At 65.2% G+C, this 20,956-nt stretch carries 20 protein-coding genes; 11 read left to right on the top strand and 9 right to left on the bottom strand.

Annotated elements, in window-relative coordinates; all coding sequences use genetic code 11:
• Nucleotides 1-5 precede the first annotated feature (5 nt).
• From PST29_RS26860 to PST29_RS26815, 10 genes are all read left to right on the top strand, one after another.
• Nucleotides 6-668: a riboflavin synthase gene (locus PST29_RS26860; RefSeq protein ID WP_060841304.1), complete on the top strand. Its 663-nt coding sequence runs from the start codon at nt 6-8 to the stop codon at nt 666-668.
• Nucleotides 669-684: 16 nt separating this feature from the next.
• A complete protein-coding gene (gene ribBA / locus PST29_RS26855; RefSeq protein WP_060841303.1) occupies nt 685-1,776 on the top strand; it encodes a bifunctional 3,4-dihydroxy-2-butanone-4-phosphate synthase/GTP cyclohydrolase II in 1,092 nt (363 codons plus the stop codon).
• 91 nt (nt 1,777-1,867) lie between these two features.
• Nucleotides 1,868-2,344, top strand: a complete 477-nt coding sequence (ribH, locus tag PST29_RS26850; protein WP_016968455.1) for a 6,7-dimethyl-8-ribityllumazine synthase — start codon at nt 1,868-1,870, stop codon at nt 2,342-2,344.
• Nucleotides 2,341-2,841 carry a transcription antitermination factor NusB gene (gene nusB, locus PST29_RS26845; RefSeq protein ID WP_047306286.1) on the top strand — a complete coding sequence of 167 codons (501 nt, stop codon included), beginning with the start codon at nt 2,341-2,343 and terminating at the stop codon, nt 2,839-2,841. Before ribH ends, nusB begins: the two co-directional genes overlap by 4 nt.
• Nucleotides 2,842-2,859: 18 nt before the next feature.
• A complete protein-coding gene (thiL, locus tag PST29_RS26840) occupies nt 2,860-3,825 on the top strand; it encodes a thiamine-phosphate kinase (protein ID WP_060841302.1) in 966 nt (321 codons plus the stop codon).
• Nucleotides 3,822-4,325, top strand: a complete 504-nt coding sequence (locus PST29_RS26835; RefSeq protein ID WP_060841301.1) for a phosphatidylglycerophosphatase A family protein — start codon at nt 3,822-3,824, stop codon at nt 4,323-4,325. The genes thiL and PST29_RS26835 overlap by 4 nt, the downstream gene beginning before the upstream one ends.
• Nucleotides 4,326-4,335: 10 nt before the next feature.
• Nucleotides 4,336-5,091 carry a substrate-binding periplasmic protein gene (locus PST29_RS26830; RefSeq protein WP_060841300.1) on the top strand — a complete coding sequence of 252 codons (756 nt, stop codon included), beginning with the start codon at nt 4,336-4,338 and terminating at the stop codon, nt 5,089-5,091.
• Between the two features lie 113 nt (nt 5,092-5,204).
• Complete coding sequence (gene ribA / locus PST29_RS26825) at nt 5,205-5,822, top strand: GTP cyclohydrolase II (protein ID WP_060841299.1); 618 nt, start codon at nt 5,205-5,207, stop codon at nt 5,820-5,822.
• A complete protein-coding gene (locus PST29_RS26820; RefSeq protein ID WP_047306283.1) occupies nt 5,819-6,238 on the top strand; it encodes a hypothetical protein in 420 nt (139 codons plus the stop codon). Before ribA ends, PST29_RS26820 begins: the two co-directional genes overlap by 4 nt.
• The gene (locus tag PST29_RS26815) at nt 6,238-7,035 is read left to right on the top strand and encodes a cobalamin-binding protein (RefSeq protein ID WP_060844754.1); all 798 of its coding nucleotides are present in this window, start codon (nt 6,238-6,240) and stop codon (nt 7,033-7,035) included. The genes PST29_RS26820 and PST29_RS26815 overlap by 1 nt, the downstream gene beginning before the upstream one ends.
• Nucleotides 7,036-7,100: 65 nt before the next feature.
• On the opposite strand, the gene PST29_RS26810 is transcribed toward PST29_RS26815, so the two are convergent.
• From PST29_RS26810 to PST29_RS26770, 9 genes are all read right to left on the bottom strand, one after another.
• The gene (locus PST29_RS26810) at nt 7,101-8,993 is read right to left on the bottom strand and encodes a TonB-dependent receptor plug domain-containing protein (protein ID WP_060844753.1); all 1,893 of its coding nucleotides are present in this window, start codon (nt 8,991-8,993) and stop codon (nt 7,101-7,103) included.
• A 101-nt stretch (nt 8,994-9,094) separates the two neighbouring features.
• Nucleotides 9,095-10,993 carry a 1-deoxy-D-xylulose-5-phosphate synthase gene (gene dxs, locus PST29_RS26805; RefSeq protein ID WP_060841296.1) on the bottom strand — a complete coding sequence of 633 codons (1,899 nt, stop codon included), beginning with the start codon at nt 10,991-10,993 and terminating at the stop codon, nt 9,095-9,097.
• A 101-nt stretch (nt 10,994-11,094) separates the two neighbouring features.
• Nucleotides 11,095-11,982: a (2E,6E)-farnesyl diphosphate synthase gene (gene ispA, locus PST29_RS26800; protein ID WP_060841295.1), complete on the bottom strand. Its 888-nt coding sequence runs from the start codon at nt 11,980-11,982 to the stop codon at nt 11,095-11,097.
• Nucleotides 11,979-12,221: an exodeoxyribonuclease VII small subunit gene (locus tag PST29_RS26795; RefSeq protein ID WP_011063724.1), complete on the bottom strand. Its 243-nt coding sequence runs from the start codon at nt 12,219-12,221 to the stop codon at nt 11,979-11,981. Before PST29_RS26795 ends, ispA begins: the two co-directional genes overlap by 4 nt.
• A 190-nt stretch (nt 12,222-12,411) precedes the next feature.
• The gene (locus PST29_RS26790) at nt 12,412-13,581 is read right to left on the bottom strand and encodes an MFS transporter (protein ID WP_082729302.1); all 1,170 of its coding nucleotides are present in this window, start codon (nt 13,579-13,581) and stop codon (nt 12,412-12,414) included.
• 21 nt (nt 13,582-13,602) lie between these two features.
• Nucleotides 13,603-14,541, bottom strand: coding sequence for a LysR substrate-binding domain-containing protein (locus PST29_RS26785; RefSeq protein WP_060844752.1), 939 nt, complete (start codon nt 14,539-14,541; stop codon nt 13,603-13,605).
• A 78-nt stretch (nt 14,542-14,619) separates the two neighbouring features.
• Complete coding sequence (locus PST29_RS26780; RefSeq protein WP_060844751.1) at nt 14,620-16,626, bottom strand: CocE/NonD family hydrolase; 2,007 nt, start codon at nt 16,624-16,626, stop codon at nt 14,620-14,622.
• Nucleotides 16,627-16,675: 49 nt separating this feature from the next.
• Nucleotides 16,676-17,977, bottom strand: coding sequence for an OprD family outer membrane porin (locus PST29_RS26775; protein WP_060844750.1), 1,302 nt, complete (start codon nt 17,975-17,977; stop codon nt 16,676-16,678).
• Complete coding sequence (locus PST29_RS26770) at nt 17,974-19,545, bottom strand: BCCT family transporter (RefSeq protein WP_060844749.1); 1,572 nt, start codon at nt 19,543-19,545, stop codon at nt 17,974-17,976. Before PST29_RS26770 ends, PST29_RS26775 begins: the two co-directional genes overlap by 4 nt.
• A gap of 597 nt (nt 19,546-20,142) precedes the next feature.
• On the opposite strand from PST29_RS26770, the gene PST29_RS26760 reads away from it, so the two are divergent.
• Nucleotides 20,143-20,934 (top strand): YfaP family protein, encoded by a 792-nt coding sequence (locus tag PST29_RS26760; protein WP_060844747.1) that lies wholly within the window; start codon nt 20,143-20,145, stop codon nt 20,932-20,934.
• Nucleotides 20,935-20,956 lie beyond the last annotated feature (22 nt).

Below are 20,956 nucleotides of genomic sequence, written 5' to 3'. Positions count from 1 at the left end.
ACTCCATGTTCACCGGCATCATCGAATCCATCGGCAGCATTCGCGCATTGACCCCAAAAGGCGGAGATGTGCGGGTCTATGTAGAAACCGGCAAGCTTGATCTGGCCGACGTCAAACTGGGCGACAGCATCGCGGTGAACGGCGTCTGCCTGACCGCGGTCGAGCTGCCGGGCGATGGTTTCTGGGCCGATGTCAGCCGCGAGACCCTGGATTGCACCGCCTTCCATCAGTTGAAAACCGGCAGCCGGGTCAACCTGGAGAAAGCCCTGACCCCGACCACTCGCCTGGGCGGTCACCTGGTCAGTGGTCACGTCGACGGCGTCGGTGAAGTGGTGGCGCGGGAGGAAAATGCCCGGGCCATTCAGTTCCGTATCCGTGCGCCGAAGGAGCTGGCCAAGTACATCGCCCATAAAGGCTCGATCACCGTCGACGGCACCAGCCTGACGGTCAACGCGGTGAATGGCGCCGAGTTCGAGCTGACCATCGTGCCCCACACCCTGGCGGAAACCATCATGGCCGACTACCGGCCGGGTCGGCAGGTCAACCTCGAGGTCGACCTGCTGGCGCGCTACCTGGAGCGCCTGCTGCTGGGCGACAAGGCGGCCGAGGCCACTGGCGGCACCATTACCGAAAGTTTTCTGGCCGCTAACGGCTATCTCAAATCCTGACTCAAGGGGGTGCCGCGTGGCGCTCAACAGCATCGAAGAACTGGTTGAAGACATCCGCCAAGGCAAGATGGTCATCCTCATGGATGACGAAGACCGCGAGAACGAAGGCGACCTGATCATGGCCGCCGAGTGCTGCAAGGCCGAGCACATCAACTTCATGGCCAAGCACGCCCGTGGCCTGATCTGCATGCCCATGAGCCGCGAGCGTTGCGAGCTGCTCAAGCTGCCGCTGATGGCGCCGCGCAACGGTTCCGGCTTCGGCACCAAGTTCACCGTCTCCATCGAGGCCACCGAAGGCGTGACCACCGGCATCTCGGCCGCCGACCGTGCGCGCACCGTGCAAGCGGCGGCCGCCAAGGACGCCAAGCCCGAGGACATCGTCAGCCCGGGCCACATCTTCCCGCTGATGGCCCAACCCGGCGGGACCCTGGCCCGTGCCGGCCACACCGAAGCCGCCTGCGACCTGGCGCGCATGGCCGGTTTCGAGCCAAGCGGGGTGATCTGCGAGGTGATGAACGACGACGGCACCATGTCCCGTCGCACCGAGCTGGAAGCCTTCGCCGCCGAGCACAACATCAAGATCGGCACCATCGCCGACCTGATTCACTACCGGATGATCCACGAACGTACCGTTCAGCGGATTGCCGAGCAGCCCCTGGACAGCGAACTGGGCCAGTTCAACCTGGTGACCTATCGTGATTCCGTGGAAGGCGACGTGCACATGGCCCTGACCCTGGGGGACATCTGCGCAGAGGAACCGACCCTGGTGCGGGTGCATAACATGGACCCGCTGCGCGACCTGCTGATGGTCAAGCAGCCGGGCCGCTGGAGCCTGCGCGCGGCCATGGCCACCGTGGCCGAGGCCGGCAGTGGTGTGGTGCTGTTGCTGGGGCACCCGCTGGATGGCGATGTACTGCTGGCGCACATCCGTGAAACCGCGGAACACCAGCCGGTGAAGAAACCCACCACCTACAGCATCGTGGGTGCCGGTTCGCAGATCCTCCGCGACCTGGGCGTCCGCAAAATGCGCCTGATGAGTGCGCCGATGAAGTTTAATGCGATATCCGGTTTCGACCTGGAAGTTGTAGAATACGTGCCCTCCGAATAACAGCCGGTCGTTTGCGGCTTGAAATTCGCGGTTCAAATATCACTGAAGAGCGTGTGCTAGACACGCTCTGGCTCTTTAAGAGATTTGTCGAATGACCCTGAAGACCATCGAAGGTACCTTCATCGCCCCTAAAGGCCGCTATGCCCTGGTGGTCGGCCGTTTCAACAGCTTCGTCGTCGAAAGCCTGGTCAGTGGCGCGGTTGACGCCCTGGTTCGCCACGGCGTGAGCGAAAGCGACATCACCATCATCCGTGCCCCTGGCGCCTTCGAAATTCCGTTGGTTGCCCAGAAAGTCGCACAGAAGGGTGAATACGCGGCGATCGTCGCCCTGGGCGCGGTCATTCGTGGCGGCACTCCGCACTTCGAATACGTGGCCGGCGAATGCACCAAGGGCCTGGCCCAGGTGTCCATGGAGTTCGGCGTGCCAGTGGCCTTCGGCGTGCTGACCGTTGATTCGATCGAACAAGCCATCGAGCGTTCCGGCACCAAGGCCGGCAACAAAGGTGCTGAAGCTGCCCTGTCCGCCCTGGAAATGGTCAGCCTGCTGGCGCAGTTGGAGGCCAAGTGATTAGCGACGAAAGCGATCGTTTCAACCCGCGCGATCCCAAGCCTGCCAACGCCGGCAAGCCATCCAAGAGCGCCAAGCGTCGCGAAGCCCGTCAGCTCGCGACCCAGGCGCTGTACCAATGGCACATGGCCAAGCATTCGCTGAACGAGATCGAAGCGCAGTTTCGGGTCGACAACGATTTCACTGATATCGACGGCGCCTACTTCCGGGAGATCCTGCACGGGGTTCCGGCCAACAAGAACGAGATCGACACCGCGCTCGTGCCTTGCCTGGACCTCGCCATCGATGAGCTGGATCCGGTTGAACTGGCGGTTCTGCGCCTCTCCACCTGGGAACTGCTCAAGCGCGTCGACGTGCCTTACCGCGTTGTGATCAACGAAGGTATCGAACTGGCCAAGGTCTTCGGTTCCACCGATGGCCACAAGTTCGTCAATGGTGTTCTCGACAAGCTGGCACCGCGCCTGCGCGAAGCTGAAGTGAAGGCGTTCAAGCGCTGATCCGCGCTTGCAGCTGCCATGGGCGAGTTTGAGCTGATCCGTCATTACTTCGCTGCCGCGCCCTGTGCGCAAGGCGGCGAGGGTATTGCCCTGGGGATTGGCGATGACTGCGCCTTGCTGGCGGTTGCACCTGGCGAGCAGTTGGCGATTTCCACCGACACCCTGGTGGCGGGTGTGCATTTCGCCGATCCCTGCGAGCCCTTTCTTCTAGGCCAACGCTCTCTGGCGGTGGCTGTCAGCGACCTGGCCGCCATGGGCGCCACGCCGCTGGCCTTTACCCTGGCCCTGACCCTGCCGACGGTGAGCACCGATTGGCTGCAGGCCTATGCCCGCGGCTTGAACCTCATGGCCCAGGACTGTGGCGTGCGCCTGATCGGCGGCGACACCACCCGCGGTCCGCTGACCTTGACCCTGACCGTGTTCGGACGGGTTCCCGGCGGCCAGGCCCTGACCCGCAGCGGCGCCCGTGCCGGCGACCTGCTGTGTGTCGGTGGCGAGTTGGGCAATGCGGCCGGCGCCTTGCCGCTGGTACTGGGGCAGCGCCGCGCCGAGGCGGCGGTGGCCGAGCCGTTGCTGGCCCACTACTGGTCGCCCCGACCGCAGTTGGCCCTGGGTCAGGCCCTGAGAGGCAAGGCCAGCGCCGCCCTGGACATTTCCGATGGCCTGCTGGCCGATTGCGGGCATATCGCGGCCGCCTCGGCGGTTGCCGTGCAACTGGACCTGGAAAAACTGCCCCTGTCTCCGGCGCTGCTCAGCTTCCTGGGGCTGGAAGGTGCTCGCGCTGCCGCCCTGAGCGGGGGCGACGACTATGTCCTGGCCTTCACCCTGCCGCCTGCCGAACTGGCGCCGCTGCGGGCGGCGGGGTGGCCGGTGCACGTGGTGGGGCGAGTGCTGGCGGGGCAGGGGGTGACCCTGCTGGATGCCGGCGGCCAGGACATCACCCCCGGTATCCGGGGTTATCAACACTTTCCGGAGACACCGTGACAGATCATCCCAAGCAGGTCCCGGCGGAGTTCGTCCCGCCGTCGGTCTGGCGCAATCCCTGGCACTTCCTGGCTTTCGGCTTCGGCTCCGGCACCTTGCCCAAGGCGCCCGGCACCTGGGGCTCGCTGGTTGCGCTACCCTTTATCCCGCTGTGGCAGATGCTGCCGGACTGGGGCTACTGGCTGATGCTCGGCATCACCATGCTGTTTGGCTTCTGGCTGTGCGGCAAGGTGGCCGATGATCTGCGGGTGCATGACCACGAAGGCATCGTCTGGGACGAAATGGTCGGCATGTGGATCACCCTGTGGCTGGTGCCTGAAGGCTGGTACTGGCTGCTGGCGGGTTTCCTGATGTTCCGCTTCTTCGACATTCTCAAGCCATGGCCGATTCGCTGGGTCGACCGGCATGTGCACGGCGGTGTCGGCATCATGCTCGACGATGTGCTGGCCGGTGTGTTCGCCTGGCTGGCGATGCAGGGGTTGGTGTGGTGTTTCAGCTGAGAGGTTAGGCATGGATGTGCGCCGCGTGCTGCTGGTATTGCTGGTTGTCTGGAGCTGCGGCGTCCGGGCCAATGAGTTGCAGGCGCAACCCCAGCAGATCCGCATCGCCAGTGAAGAATGGAGCCAGTACACCGAAGCCAATGGCGAAGGCCTGGCCTGGGACATTCTGCGGGAAGTGTTCGAGCCCCAAGGGGTGCGCATCGAGCGCAGCAGCGTGCCTTACACCCGCTCGGTGGGCCTGGTGCAGCGTGGTGAAGCGGATGCGCAAGTGGGCGCCTATCGCGACGAATCTCCCGGGTTGCTTTACCCGCGCTGGAACTACGACACCGACCACATCTACTCCCTGGGGCTGGCCAGCCATCCCGAGCTGACCCTGGCCAACCTCGGCAGTTACCGTCTGGTCTGGGTGCGTGGCTACAAGTACCAGGACTACCTGCCCAATGCCCGGCGCTACAACGAGATTCGCCGGCGCATCGGCATCCTGCCAATGTTGCAGTACGGCCGGGCCGACTATTACATCGACGCCCAGACCGAGATCAGCTACGTGCTCGCGCAAGCCCAGGACCCGAGTCAGTTCAAGATCAGCCACCTGGCCGAGCTGCCCCTGTACCTGGGCTTTGCCGACAACCCCCGCGGTCGTGCCCTGCTGGCCCTGTATGACCGGCGCATGGAGCAGTTGGTGAAAGACGGGGTCCTGCGCCCGATCTTCCAGCGTTGGAAGCAGCCTTATCCCTTTGACGAGAGCCGGCAGCCGGCGGTCCGTTGATCAAACTTATCGATCTTTATCTCCGATAATTCAGCCTAAGCGTGCAGTGGAGGCTGCTGTTACAATGCCGCCTCTGCGAATCTCCAGTCCTCATACAGATCAGGAGCACAACAGTGCCCGTCGTTTTTGTTGCCGCTTCCAAGCTGCCTACGCCTTTTGCGCAATTCACCATGCATGGTTTTCTGGATGAAGCCACCGGTCGCGAGCACGTGGTGCTCAGCCTGGGGGACATCGCCGATGGCGCGCCGGTTCTCGGCCGCCTGCACTCCGAATGCCTGACCGGCGACGCCTTGTTCAGCCAGCGTTGCGATTGCGGCTCGCAACTGGAAGCCGCGCTGCGGGCCATCGCCCGGGAAGGTCGCGGGGTGCTGCTGTACCTGCGTCAGGAAGGTCGCGGCATTGGCCTGCTGAACAAGATCCGCGCCTACGAGCTGCAAGATGGCGGCGCCGATACCGTGGAAGCCAACGAGCGTCTGGGCTTTGCCGCGGACCAGCGTGACTACGCCATGTGCCTGCCGATGCTCGAGCATCTGGGGGTCAAGTCCCTGCGGCTGATGACCAACAACCCGCGCAAGGTCAAGGCGTTGACCGACATGGGCATCCAGGTTGCCGAGCGGGTGCCGCTGCACACCGGGCACAACCCCCACAACAAGCTGTACCTGGCGACCAAGGCCAGCAAGCTCGACCACATGATGGGCAATGAGCATCAGGGCGAGGTCGACCGCGCGTGACTCGGGGCCAAGTCAAGCGGCGCCTGGCCGTCAGTTGGTGGCAGTACCTGGCCCTGGCCTTGCTGCCGCTGTTTGTGATCAACCTGGTGTTTGGCCAGGGCGAGGCCTTGATGCCGGTGCTGGCGATGCCATTCTTTATCGCCGGTACGGCCTCGATGTTCGTCAGCCTGCGTTTTTTCAACGGCTACAAACATGCCTTGATCGCCGCCGGCAAGGCCCTGGATACCCCTGAGGAGCCTGCCGCCTGGATCACCCTGGCGGCCCGTCGTCGTGCCGCCTTCCTGGCGGCATCCTTGCCAGCCTGGATCGGTGCCCTGGCGGTGTTCGTCGGCCTGGAAGCGGTGCCGCTGATGCTCCTGGCCCTGTCCACCGCCGTGCTGTTCTACCTCTACCGTATTCCTCGTCAGCTCGGCTGATGTGGCGCTGGCTGGCGGTCCTGTGCCTGCTGGTCGGCACACCGGCACTGGCGGCGCAGCGGGTGGTCAGCCTGGCGCCGTCGCTCTCGGAAATCGTCGTCGAGCTGGGGGCTTCCGACTTGCTGGTGGGCGTGCTGGATGCCGGTGAACGGCCGGCGCCGCTCAAGGACCTGCCTTCGGTAGGGCGTTATGGCCAGTTGGATATCGAGCGTCTGCTGAGCCTTCGACCGGATTTGCTATTGCTCTGGCCGGGCAGCGTCGGCCCGGCCCAGCGCGATCAACTGGCGCGCCTGGGGATCCCCACTTATGTCGCCGAGCCTCATGACTTCAAGCAACTGACGGCGCAGATCGCCGAAATCGGCGAGCGTCTGGGGCGCTCGGCGGCCGCTCGTAAACTGGCCGCCGAGTTGGACGGGCAACTGGCCGGTTTGCGTGCCCGCTATCACCGCGAACCGGCGTTGCCGGTGTTCTACCAGGTCTGGGACCGGCCGCTGTATACCGTGGGCGGTGGCCAGATCATCAGCGAAGCCCTGAGCGTCTGTGGCGCCCGCAATGTGTTTGCCGACCAGTCGTTGCCGGCGCCCCAGGTCAGCATCGAATCGGTGTTGCAGCGCAACCCGCAGGCAATCCTGGCCACCGCGCAAGGGCAGTTGGATGCCTGGAAAGCCTGGCCGCAGATTGCGGCGGTGCAGCAGGGGCGGCTGTTGTTGGTGAGGGACAAGGGGCTGGAGCGACCCAGCGGGCAGATGATCGCTGCGACGGCCAAGCTCTGTGCGTTGATCGCGCCTGAGCGCTGAGCCCCTTCGCCGGCAAGCCGGCTCCTACGGGTTCTGCAGGAGCCGGTGTGTGGGCGAGGCGGGTGTTACAACTCGGGCGTCCAGGTCACGCCGAACATCCAGGCGCGGCCTTCGGTGCGGTAGCCATAATCGTTGCCGTCGTACTCGTAGAGCGCGCGGCTATAGGCCTTGTCGAAGAGGTTGTCGAGCTTCAGGTCCAGCTTGAGTTCCTGATTGACTGCCCAGCTACCGCGCAGCCCGAACACGCCGTAGCCGCCCACAGGCACCTGTTTCTTCACGCTCAGGTCTTCATAACTCCTGCTCACCAATTGCCAGCTGGCGCCGAACGCCAGGTCGCCGAACTGCCGGTCCAGATCCAGATTCAAGGTACGGCGGGCTCGACGTGGCAGTTGATGGCCATCCTGACGATTGCGCGGGTCGATGAGCGCGGCACCGAGGCTGCTTTGCCAGCCGAACAGTGTTTGTTTCAGGGTTGCCTCGAAACCGTTGATCCTCGCGGCGCCGACGTTTTCCGGGCGCTGGGCGACGCGGTCATAAATAATCGCGTCCTTGATATCGGTACGGTAGATCGAGGCTTCCAGGCGGCTGTCTGGCGTCAGCTGGCTGCGCCACTGCAACTCATAGCTCTTTGAGTGTTCCGGCTTGAGGGCCGGGTTGCTGAAACCCGGGTAATACAGGTCGCTGAAATTCGGCGCCCGAAAGCCTTCGCTGTAGGACAGCAGCAGGTCGTTGTCCGGATTCAGCGGCAGAGTGAAGGTGCCGCTCCAGGTGTTCTGGCTGCCGTACTGCTGGTTCTGGTCGCGGCGCAGACCCAGTTCGGTGGAAAAACTGTCGCCGTGAAAACGATGCTGAATAAAGGCGGCGCGGTTCCAGCGGCGGCCTTCGGCAAAGCGGACCGGGCTGGTGTTGAGTCGATCCTCGTACCAGTCCGCCCCCAAGATCAGGCTGTTGTCTTCATCCAGGCGCAGATCGTTCTGCCAGTTCAGCGAGTCGCGGTAGGTGTTGAACACGCTGCGCTCATCACTGAGCTTGTCGCGCTTGAGGTCACGGTTTTCGCTGTGTCCGAGCTCGACCCGCGATTGCCAGTTGTCATGGATGTTCGCGTCGAGATAGCCGCTGAGGCTGCTGACACTGAAGTCGGTGTAAGGGTCTTGGGCGAAGACGTTGTAGTTGGAGTCGTAGCGTCCGAAAGGGTTGTCATAGCGGCTGCGACCACGGTTATCCAGCAGGTTGAAACCCAGCTCCAGGTCATCGCTCAGGGCGTGGCTGAGGGTCAGGCTCAGGGACCTGTTGCGATAGCCATCGTGGTCGGCATCGCTGGGAAACGACGGGCGAGTCCAGTCGATGCCGGCACTTTCATCCAGGTTGGCGCCGAGGCTGAATCGGGTCTGGGCGTCGCCGCCGGACAGTCCCAGGCTGCGCTCCCAGGTCTGGTTGCTGCCGGCGGCGATGTGCATGCGCCCGTGCAGTCCCGAGTCGGCGCCGCGCCGGGTGAAGATCTGGATTACCCCGCCAATGGCATCGCTGCCGTAGATCACCGAGCGCGAGCCGCGCAGCACTTCCACCCGCTCGATCTGCTCGACGCTGATGAATTGCAGGTTGCTGTCGCCGGAGGATGAACTGCTGATGCGCTGGCCATCCACCAGCACCAGGCTCTGGGCCGAGTTGGTGCCGCGAATGAAGATGTTCGGCAGGTTGCCGCGTCCGCCGCTCTGGGCAACCTGCACCCCGGGCACCCGTTGCAGCAGGTCGGTCAGGCTGGTGGGTTGCAGGCGGTCGATATCTTCCCGGGTGAATACCGTGTTCGCCGCGCTGCTGTCGTTGCGAGCTTCCACCTGTCGGTTGGCACTGATCAGCATCTCGGGCAGTTTCAGGGCCTGGTCGCGCTCGAGGGGCTCGGCCAGAAGTTCGGTACAAGGCAGGAGGCAAAGGGGCAGGGCAAAGCGAGCAAGTTGCATGGCTATTCCATTAGCGCACTGCGGCCTTGGCCGCGGGCAGCGAAAGGGCAGGTCGTGCAGCGGACGCCCGCGTGGCGGGCGTCCGCAGTCGCGTGTGGCGATTACAGGCCCAGCAACTCCAGGCGCTGGCGCACCGAGGCTTCGATGCCGGCTTCGTCGAGCCCACATTCGGCAAGCATCTGCGCCGGTTTGGCGTGCTCGACGTAGGCGTCGGGCAAGCCCAGGTGCAGGATCGGCTTGAGGATGCTTTCGCGGGCCAAAAACTCGCTGACCGCGCCACCGGCGCCGCCCATGATGGCGTTCTCTTCGATGGTCACCAGCAGTTCATGGCTACCGGCGATCTCGCGCACCAGGGCTTCATCCAGGGGTTTGACGAAACGCATGTCGACCACGGTGGCGTCGAGCTTTTCGGCCACTTGCAGGGCTTCGGCCAGTTGCACGCCGAACACCAGCAACGCGACCTGTTTGCCCTGGCGACGGATCACGCCCTTGCCGATCTCGATCGGTTCCAGGTCCTTGTCGATCGGCGCGTTGGGGCCGGTGCCGCGCGGGTAGCGCACGGCGGCGGGGCCGTTGTACAGGTGCCCGGTGCTGAGCATCTTGCGCAACTCGTTCTCGTCGCTCGGCGTCATCACCAGCATGCCGGGAATGCAGCGCAGGTAGGACAGGTCGAAGCTGCCGGCGTGGGTCGGGCCGTCTTCGCCCACCAGTCCGGCGCGGTCGATGGCGAACAGCACGTCGAGGTTCTGTACCGCTACGTCGTGGATCAGTTGGTCATAGCCGCGCTGCAGGAAGGTGGAGTAGATCGCCACCACCGGCTTGGCGCCTTCGCAGGCCATGCCGGCCGCCAGGGTCACCGCATGCTGCTCGGCAATCGCCACGTCGAAATAGCGCAGCGGGAAACGCTCGCTGAAGGCCACCAGGTCCGAGCCTTCCTTCATTGCCGGGGTGATGCCCACCAGGCGCGGGTCGGCGGCGGCCATGTCGCACAGCCACTCGCCAAACACGCCGGAATACTTCGGACCGCCGGCCTTTTTCGGCGCGGCCGCCGGAGCATCCAGGGGTTCCAGCTTGGTGATGGCGTGGTAGCCGATCGGGTCGACTTCCGCCGGGGCGAAGCCCTTGCCCTTCTTGGTCACCACATGCAGGAACTGCGGGCCCTTGAGGTCGCGCATGTTGCGCAGGGTGGCGATCAGGGTCGGCAGGTCGTGGCCGTCGATGGGGCCGATGTAGTTCCAGCCCAGCTCTTCGAACAGGGTGCCGGGCACCAGCATGCCCTTGGCGTATTCTTCGGTGCGGCGGGCGATTTCCCAGGCACCGGGCAGGCGCGACAGCACTTTCTTGCTGCCTTCGCGCATGCTGGCGTAGGTGCGGCTGGAGAGAATCTTGGCCAGGTAGTTGGACAGCCCGCCGACATTGCGCGAGATCGACATGTCGTTGTCGTTGAGGATCACCAGCATGTTGGCGTCCACTTCCGGCGCGTGGTTCAGCGCCTCGAAGGCCATGCCCGCGGTCAGGGCGCCGTCGCCGATCACCGCGATGGCCTTGCGCTCGCTGTGCTGCAGGCGGGCGGCGATGGCCATGCCCAGCGCGGCACTGATGGAGGTGCTGGAGTGGCCGACGCCGAAGGTGTCGTACTCGCTCTCGGAGCGCCGCGGGAAGGCCGCCAGGCCGTCTTTCTGGCGCAGGGTGGCCATCTGTTCGCGACGACCGGTGAGGATCTTGTGCGGATACGCCTGGTGACCCACGTCCCACACCAGTCGGTCGTCCGGGGTGTCGAACACGTAATGCAACGCGATGGTCAGCTCGATGACGCCGAGGCCGGCACCGAAGTGCCCGCCGGTCTGGCCGACCGTGTAGAGCAATTCCAGGCGCAATTCATCGGCCAGGGTTTCCAGCTCGGCTTCACCTAACCGGCGCAGGCCGTCCGGCGTCTGGGCACGGTCGAGCAGCGGCGTGGTCGGGCGTTTGCGGGGAATCTCATGAAACGTCGTGGGCATCAGGCGAATCGTTATAGGTATAGAAAGAGGCGGCAGTTTACCTTATGCATCGCAAGCTGCCCACGCAGAGCGCCGAACTTGGCCGATATGCGGCGCGTCGATCAGTGGCGGCGCTCGACGATATACCGCGCCAGCTCGCGCAGGGGCTCGGCCGCTGCGTCAAACGGACGCAGCGCATGCAGCGCCTGGTCCCGCAGCTCCAGAGCGTATTCCTTGGCCGCGGCCAGCCCCAGCAGCGCCGGGTAGGTCGGTTTGTCCCGGGCGATGTCGGCGCCCTGGCGCTTGCCCAGGGTGGCGGTATCGCTTTCGACGTCGAGGATGTCGTCCTGCACCTGGAACGCCAGGCCGACAGCCTGAGCGTAGGTCTGCAGGGATTTGAGCTCGTCTTTCTCGGCCCGGCCGCTGGCCAGGGCGCCGAGGATCACGCTGGCTTCGATCAGCGCGCCGGTCTTGTGCCGATGCATGTATTCCAGGGCTTGCTGATCGAGCTTGAGGCCTACCGAGCCCAGGTCGATGGCCTGGCCGCCCACCATGCCCGCCGGGCCTGCGGCCTGGGCCAGGGTGGTGACCATGCGCAGCCGGATCTCGGCGCTGGCGTCGCTCAGGCCCGGGTCCAGCAGGGCACTGAACGCCAGGCTCTGCAGGCCGTCGCCGGCGAGAATCGCGCAGGCTTCGTCGAAGGCTTTGTGGGTGGTGGGCTGGCCGCGCCGCAGATCGTCATCGTCCATGGCCGGCAGGTCGTCGTGGACCAGGGAGTAGGCGTGAATCAGTTCCACCGCGCAGGCCGCGCCGTTGGCTTGTTCGGGCCGGCCGCCCAGGGCCTCGCAGGCGGCATAGGCCAGCAGCGGGCGCACGCGTTTGCCGCCATTCATCACGCTGTAGCGCATGGCTTCATAAAGACGGGCAAGTTCGGGGCTGGGAGCGGTGAACAGGGTGTGCATTGCAGCGTCGACGCGGGCCTGGCTGGCGGCCTGATAAGCGGCAATCATTCTGGCTGTTCCGCATCGAAGGGTTGTTCGGCCAGTTCGCCGTCGCGTTCCAGCAGGATCTGCACCTTCTGCTCGGCCTGGGCCAGGGCGGCCTGGCAATCACGGGTCAGGCCGATGCCTTGTTCAAAGGCGGTCAACGAGTCTTCCAGCGACAGCTCGCCGTTCTCCAGACGCTCGACCAGGGTTTGCAGGTCGGCGAGGGATTGTTCGAAATCTAAGGCAGCTTTTTTGCGGGCCATGGCGGCTATCCCGGTTGACGTTAAACCGGCGCGACACTAGCAGACACCGGGGTTTCGGGCAAATGAGAAGAGCTCGCTGGCACACCCGGACCCGGGTGGCGCCAGGCGCCCTGCGGGCCGGTGCAAGGAGGCGTTTTGGAGGGGCTTTGGCGAGCGATCCGGCTTGACCTTCACTTGCACCGCGGCGGTATCAGGGGGAACCGGTATCGGCCTCACCCCGAAACTCCTCGCTGACCTTGCTCGGTTGTACCCGCCAGGCCAGCAGCAGGGCGAACGCCGAAAACATCAGGTAGAAGACCTGGTGCCCGTAGAGGTCCATCAGGGCGCCGCTGAGCAAGGGGCCCAGGCAGGCGCCAACACCGTGGGTGGCCAGTAGCATGGCGCTCAGGGCCACGCGTCGGGATTGTTCGATGTGCTCGTTGGCCAGGGCGACTGCCAGTGGGTAGAGGCTGAACAGCAGCAGGCCGCTGAGGCAGGCGAACAGCAACATCCAGGTGAACGACAGACTGAACAGCCCCCACAAAGGCACGCTCACCAGGCACAGCAGCAGTGCGCAGGCGCGGATCAGCTGCGCGCGGTCGAGGCGATCCGAAAGCCAGCCGAGCGGCCACTGGCCGCACAGGCCGGCGAGGATCGCCACGGCGACGAAGGTGCCGGCCTGGGCCGTGTCCAGGCCGCTCAAGGTGATGAATACCGGTGCCAGGGCATAGAACGAACCCACCAGCAGCCCGGTGACAAATACCGTGCTCAGGGCTTGCGGCACCCGCTGCCAGAAAAAGCCGATCTGCAGCGGCGCCGCCTCCAGTCTGGCCGGGTGCAGGCGCCGGGTCAGGGCGACGGGCAACAGGCAGGCGGCGAAACACAGGGCGACGATCAGTAGCGGCTTGAAGTCCAGCTCGGGGCGCCAGATCAGCACCCCCTGGCCGAGGATCAGGCCCAGGGACACCGCCACCATGTAGCCGGCGAATACCGCTCCACGCTGCTGGTTGCCTGCCTGCTCGTTGAGCCAGCTTTCGATCACCATGTACTGGTTCATCATCACCAGGCCGGTGATGAAGCGCAGCGCCAGCCACAGCCACAGCGCCTCGAACAGCATGTGCAGGAGCACGATCATGGTCGCGGCACCTGCGCAGGCGACGTAGGAACGGATGTGGCCAACCGCGGCGATCATCCGATGGCCGAACTTGGCGCCGCCGACCATGCCGGCGTAGTAGGCCGCAGTCAGGCCGCCGATCCACAGTTCACCAACCCCGTCGCCGGTCAGGCGCAGGCCGATATAGCTGAAGAACAGCCCGTTGCCGGTGAGCATCAGGAGGGTGGCGCAGTACAGCGCGGGAAATGTCAGCAGGGTCAGGTTCATGAAGTCGTCAGGTCTGGGCGGTCAAGGACCGGTTTCGTGGGCCAGCTGGGCATGCTCCAGCAGCCATTGGCGAAAGCGGCGCACGGCGGTGGGCGGATTGCGGTGGTGCGGTTGCATCAGGTTCAGGCGCCCGCGGCTGGGCATGCGCTGCGGTAGCGCGCGTTGCAGGCGTCCGGCGGCGAGTTCGTCCTGCAACAGGCTTTCCCAGCCCAGGGCCACGCCCTGGCCCATCACCGCCGACTGCATCAGCAACTGGTAGCTGTTGGTGCGCAGGGCGTGTTGCGGGGAGTGATAGGTCGCGCCCACGGCGCTGAACCAGTCGGACCAGGTCAGCCAGTCGTGATAGTGGTCCTCGACGATCAGCAGCCGGTGCTCCTGCAGCAGGTGTTGCGGATCGCGAATCGGCCCCTTGCGGCTCAGGTAGTCCGGGCTGCAGACGCAGATCACCTGCTCTCCGGCAAATACCGGGGTCAGCTCCAGGCCCAGGGGCGCCGGCAACTCGTCCAGGTGATAGAACAGTCCCAGGTCGTACTCGCTGACATCCAGGTGCAAGGGGCTTTCACTGCAGAGGATGCGGATGTCCAGCTCCGGATACAGGCTCTGGAACGCCGGCAGCAGGCGCGCCAGCCAGATCGAGCTGATGGTCGGGGTGCTGGCCAGGGTCAGTTGGCGCTCGGCGCCGCGGCGGCGCAGTTCCGCGGACTCGCGGTCCAGCTCGCGCAGCAGGCGCTGGATGGTGCGAAAGTAGCGCTCGCCCGCCGGGGTCAGGCTGATGCCCAGGTTGTGGCGGTGGAACAGCGGCCGGGCGAGGTTTTCCTCCAGCCGCTTGATCTGGCGGCTGACCGCGCTCTGGGTCAGGTTCAGTTCCTGGGCGGCCCGGGTAAAGCTCAAATGACGGGCCACGGCCTCGAAAGGCTGCAGGCAGTTGAGAGGGGGCAGATCGACGTTTCGATGCGACATGCGGGTACCAGTCTGCAGGGGGCGGGCGCTGTGTCCTGCGTCCCGCCGTGTCTCGGAGATTGGGCATCCTGCCACGCTTTACAGCGTGGATCGGGCGATCCGTTTGTGCCACTGGCGTTGATGGGTCTGCCGGCCATCGAGCCGCGCAACCTGGGTGGCGCGCAGGTAGAACCATTGGGCGTCGGCGTGCAGGCCCAGGGTGCTGTCCACCTCCACCGACCAGGTGCCGCGGCCGGCCCGGTAGTGCCATTGGATGTCGGCCCGGGTCGACAGCGGGTCCCAGGGCAGGGTGCGGTATTGCTCGGTGCAGCGCTGGTCGACCCACAGGCCGTGATCGAGCAAGCGCATGGCGCCCAGATCGTCATCGATACGCACGCAGACTTCGCCGCTGGCTACGTCTTCGCTGAGGGTGCGCTTGGGGGCGGCGGCGCGGATGATTTCCAGGTTGGCCGGAGGCGCGCTTTGCGGGGCTTCGAACGGACACGCCACGGGTTTGCCGATGAACACCGGCAATTGCACGCTCTGCAGCTCGGGCAGCAGGGTCAGGGTGGTCAGCTCCCGGGCTGGCCACAGCAAGGGGAAACTGGCGGTGCTCAACGCCAGGCGCAGGCGATAGCCGGCCGGCAGGCGATAACCGACATGGTCGAGGTTGAAGCGCACCTGCAGGGGCGCGCCGGGCTCGGGTGGGCTGGCCACGGCGAAGTCGTCGCGTAGCGACAGGTTCAGGGTGCCGTAGGTGATCTGCGCCACCTGACCGTCCGGGGCCACGGCATTGAGCCGGGCGACGATCTGCCCGCAAGGCCGGTCCGAGGTCAGGCGCAGGTCCAGGCGCACATCACCCAGCAAGGCCAGGGGTTCGCTCAAGGGCTGGCTGTCGAAGCACAGCGAGTGGGCGTCGTCCCGGCGCTGGTCGGTGGGGCCGTCCGGGCCGAACCAGATGGCGCAGTACTCGCCCTGATGCAGGCCGGTGGTCAGGGGCGAGCAGATGCTGCGTTTTTCGCTCAGCGCTTGCTCTCCTGCGCTGAGCCCGCTGGCGCTGAGGCTGAAGCTCTGCCACTGGATCTGTGGGGCGGGCCAGCCGGCGGTCTGCACCCAGACACCCGGGCGTTCGGCGTAGCTGGCCTTGGGCGGCACGGCGTCCTGCAGGTAGAAGGTGCAGGCGGGCTCGTCCATCACCCCGTTGTCGATGCCCTTGAGCCAGTGGTCCCACCAGCGCTTGGCCTCCTGGAGAAAACCAATGGCCGGGTTGGGCACGGCAAAGTGCGGGTACTTGTGGATCCAGGGCCCGAGCAGGGCTTTCTTCGGGCCATTCAGGTGCTGCATCAGGCGCGGCACGCTGTTCTTGTAGGCATCGCCCCAGCCGCCGATGCAGTACACCGCGGCCTTGATTGCCGCGTAGTCCTCGCACACCGAGCCCTGGCGCCAGTAGTCGTCACGGGTCTGATGCTGCAGCCAGGTTTCCGCCAGCAGCGGCATGGCGTCCAGGCGTTGCTGCCATTGCGCCTGCCAGTCCTGTACCAGCAGCGGGTCGGGTACGGCGGCGCTGAAGTTGAGCATGGTGGCGGCCCAGCCCTGGTTCTCCATCAACAGGTTGCCGCCCTTGTAATGAATGTCGTCGGCGTAGCGGTCGTCGGTGGAGCACAGGGTAATGATGGCTTTCAGCGCTGGGGGTTGATGGGCGGCCACCTGCAGGCCGTTGAAGCCGCCCCAGGAGATGCCCATCATTCCCAGGTTGCCGTCGCACCAGGGTTGGGCGCAGAGCCAGTCGAGCACTTCCAGGGCGTCCTGTTGTTCCTGCGGCAGGTACTCGTCGGCCATCAAGCCTTGGGACTCGCCGTTGCCGCGCATGTCCACGCGCACGCAGGCGTAACCCTGGCCCGCCATCCAGGGGTGGGTCAGGGCATCGCGCACGGCGGTGCCGTCGCGCTTGCGGTAGGGCAGGTATTCGAGGATCGCCGGGTAACGCCGGGTGCCGGCATCGGCCGGCAGCCAGATACGCGCGGCCAGTTGGGTGCCGTCACGCAGAGGGATCAGGCAGTGCTCGATCTCGCGGATCGGATGGGGAAAGTCGCGGATAACGTCCATGGGCTACTCCAGTCGAAAAAGGGGCCGGCACCGGGCCGAGCGCGGTGGATCACAGCAGGCTGAAGGGGTATTCGGTGACCAGGCGGATGTGGTCGATATCGCCGTTCGAAGTTCCGTGGATGCGGTAGGTGCCCTGGCGCAGGCTCAGGGACAGGTCCTTGGCGACGCCGCTCTGCACCCGGTAGCTCAGGTCGATGTCCCGCTCCCATTGGCGCTCCTTGTCGGCGTAGTAGCGGTAGGGGCTGTCCTGGGGGATCCGCCGGCCGTCGACATGGCTGCCGCGGATGTAGCGGGTGCCCAAGGACAGGCCGGGCAGGCCCAGGTGCTCCAGGTCGAGTCGGTAACCCAGGCTCCAGGAGCGCTCGCCGGGGCCGTTGAAGTCGGCGATCAGCGAGGCGTTGGCCAGGTAGATCGAGCCGTGGAAGCCGCCGCCGCTCAGGGCCAGGTAGTCGAAGGGCTGCTGGCCATGGATGCGTTGGTGGGCCAGGGTCACGGTGTGCGGACCCTCCTTCAGGGCCAGCGCCGCCGACCAGGCCGTTACCGCGATGTCTCCGGCCAGGGCCTTGCCATCGTCCAGGGAGCGATAGAGCCGCAAGTCCAGGTTCAGGCTGCGCCGATCCTCGGCGTCCAGGGGCTGGTCGAGGTTGAGGTTGAGGTAATGCTGGCGCCACAGATCCTGGTAGCGCGAGCTGTAGAGCCCCAGCTCGACCTGGGGATGCAACTGGTAGGTGCCGCCCAGATAGCTGGCGTCGCCGCCCTCGACCCTGGCGTAACCGGCGTGGAAACCGCCCCGATGACCGGTCTGGTTGAAGTCCCGGGAGGCGGTGAAGTGTCCGCCCTCCAGCAACAGGCCTTCCACCTCGCGGCTGCTGAAAGCCAGGCCGGTGGCGGTCGCCGGCATCAGCCGGTTGTCGGCCAGGGCCAGCACCGGGGTCTGTGGCCGCAGGTCGCCGTACTTGAGCTCGGTATTGGACAGGCGCACTTTCAGCGCGGCCCCGGCGGTGGCCGATTCCCGGCGGCTGCTGCCGTCGCTGTCGCTGACCAGCATCATGGTGCGCGCCCGGCCGCCGCCGCTGTCGAGCCGGGTGGCGAAATAGGCATGGGCATCCAGGCCCCAGCCCAGGGTGCCTTGGGTGTAGCCGGAGGCGTAGTCCAGCTGCAGGCCCTGGCCCCATTCGCGGGCATCCAGGTCCAACTGACGATGGTCGTTGTTGCGGTAGTTGTTGCGCACCAGGCCGTTGATTCGGCTGTCTTCGACAAAGCCCCGGGATTGCGCCTGACTGGCGTGGGCCAGCGCCGGGCAGAGCAGCGTCAGGCCCAGGCCGCCCAGGATCAGGAGACGGACGTTCATGGGGTAGGCCCTCGTGGCGAGTGGCTTTCCCGGAGCTCGTCCGCCGGCAGCGGCGGCGTCAGCAAGGATGGGTTTTTCATCCAGATGATCAGTGCGCTGCTGGAGAGCAGGACGATCAGCATGCCCGGCAGCCCGCCCAGGTTGGAGAGCATCTTGACCCCGTCGATGCCGACGTAGGCCACCATCACCCAGGACACGCAGCCGATGATCGCGCCCCAGATCACCTTGAGCAGCGGGCTGCCGTCCAGATCGGAATCGGCAGTGACCCCGCGACTGCATAGATTGCCGATGACGTCGGTGCTGGAGTCGGCAGCGGTGACGAAGGAGATGAAGGCAATGAACAGCAGGAAGGCAATGATCAGTCCGCTCGCCGGCAACTGCTGGAACACCTGGTACAGCACGTGCTCCACCCCTTGCTCGTTGAGCACGCGGTTGAGTACCCCATCACCCTGGGCGTCGAAGTACAGGCTGCTGCCGGAGAAGATGCAGATCCACAGGGCGGTGAACAGCGCCGGGTAGAGCATGGAGATGTGGATGAACTCGCGCACGGTGTAACCACGGCCGATCTTGCCGAGGAACATGGCGCTCACCGGGGCCCAGGCGAACCACACCGACCAGTAGAACACCGTCCAGCTCTGGGGCCAGTGGTCGCCACTGGCCGCGCCGGTGAAGAGGCTGCGGCCGAAGAAGGTCTGCAGGTAGGTGCCGAAGGACTCGATGCCGAGGCTGAAGATGTACAGGGTCGGCCCGCAGACCAGAACGAACAGCCCCAGGGCCAGCATGATCCAGGTATTGAAGGTGGAGAACTTGACGATGCCCTTCTGCAAGCCGCTGGCGGCGGAGAACACGAAGGTGGCGACGATCACCGCGATGATCAGTCCCAGGCGCAGCGGTGTGGTTTCTCCGCCGATGTACTGGCTCAGGCCGCCGGACAGGGTCAGGGCGCCGGTGCCCAGGGAAGAGGCCATGCCCGCCACCAGGGCGAACATCGCCAGGGTGTCGATCAGCCCGGCATGGCGCTTGACCCATGCCTGGCCGAGCAGGGGCTGCAGCATGGCGCCGATGGAGAAGTGGCCGCGCAGGTTGTAGAAAACCAGGGCGAACACCAGTGAGGGCACCAGATAGATGGCGTAGGGCGTCAGGGTCCAGTGCAGGAACATGCTGGACATGGCGAAGTGCTTGGCCTCGCTGCTGCCGGCTTCGATGTTCAGGCTCGGGGGTGGGCCATACAGGTGATAGAGCGGCTCGGCGGTGGTCCAGAACAGCACGCCGACCGCCAGGGTGGTGCACAGGGCCACCATGAACCAGCGCGGCTTGCTCAGCAGGGGCTTGGCGTCTTCGCCACCGATGCGCACCCGCCCCAGGGGCGAAAAGTAGACGATGGCGGTCAGTACCAGGAGGAAGAAGCTGCCGGCGCTGAACAGCCAGGAAAAGTTGTCGAGGATGATCCGGTTGAGCTGCCTGCTCACCGCCAGGAAGCCCTGCAGATCAAGGTGACTGGCAATCACCGCTGCCAACAGAATCAGGAAGGTGGGCCAGAAGACCCAGGCTCTTAACGGATACTTCATCAGTGAGGCACTCCCGTTGCTTATCTTTTTTATGGCCAGGCGAGGCCGCAGTTGCAGGGCGCCGCCGTGCAGCGCTGCGACGGTCCTAGATAAGCGTTGAGCGGTGCGCGGTGGCAATCGACTAATGGGTATGGGGTCATTCCTTGAGGGAATGGGCGATGGCACCCGGCTGCCAGGGGCGATGGCCGGGTCGATGGGCGCAACAGGCATTCCAGAGCGCTTGCCGCAGGGGCCAGCGGCAAGCCGTCGGTGGTTGATGGCCGGACACCTGCGGGTGCTGAAGAGGCGGACGCTCCGGGGCAGATTCGTACTTGAACTAAGGGCGGAGCTTGGCGGCCTGTGAGGCGGGCAAATAATGGCTTAAAGCCACCTTTCTGCAGGGGTGTGATGTCGCCGTAGTGGCACTTGCGGGGCGGAATTCGGCGGGGTGTCGATTGCCCTGCAAAATCCCTTTTCGCCAATTGTGTAACAGGCACCAAATCGCTAATCTGCGGCCTTTCCAACGCCCGTTGTCGCCGGGCGCTCCCATTGTGAATATTTGCAGCCGCGCCGAGGATCTGGCGCCAGGGTTTCCCCATGCATGGCAGGACGCATTACATGCGCGTTTTCTCCTCCCTTCTGCTGACCTTGCTGCTGGCCGGCACGGCCCTCGCCGAGCCTTCCGCCGAGCTGCAGGAACCCCTGGCCGGCTGGCGCTATTCCGGCTTGCTGGACCGCACCGAGCAGGACCGGGTGGCCTACCCGACGCCACCTATCGACCGCGGCGTCCAGCGCAATCGCACCCTGATCGAAGGCCAGCTCAAGGCCATCGGCCATTTGCGCCAGCCCCACAGTCTGTCGGTCAACGGCAATCCGCTGAATCTGTACACCGACGAACAGGGCCGCTTCGCCCGCCCTTATGCGTTTGGCGCCGGCTCCAACAGCGTCGAAGTGCGCAGCTCCGAGGGCAAGTCCCTCAAGCGCGTGCAGTTCTACGAGGCCAACCCGAACAAGACCCCGCCGCGGATCCGCGTGGTGCTGGGCTGGGACGATCCCAAGGCCGAGCTGGACATGCACATCATCACCCCCGACGGCCAGCACGCCTTCTTCGGCCACCCCGGCCTGACCAATGGCGGCGGCCTGGACCCGGACGGCGTCGACGGCCCGGGACCGGAGATGTTCACCATGACCGCGCCGCTGCGGGGCACCTATCTGATCTACGTCAACTACTGGGGCAACTTCGGCAGTGGCGGGTACAACTTCGACGAAGGCAGCAATCAGAACGAGGTGATCACCTCGCAGATCAACCTGATCCTTAACGAAAACACCGTCGATGAGAAACGCGAGACCTTTATCGTGCCCATGCGGGCCATCGGCGACCTGTTGCTGGTCAAGTCTTTCAACTATTGAACATCCCGCACCACGGATGAAT

The organism is Pseudomonas sp. St29 (assembly GCF_001547915.1).
Classification (GTDB): Bacteria; Pseudomonadota; Gammaproteobacteria; order Pseudomonadales; family Pseudomonadaceae; genus Aquipseudomonas.
Note: the sequence above shows the minus strand (reverse complement) of the source record. Positions and strands in the feature narration are given on the sequence as shown.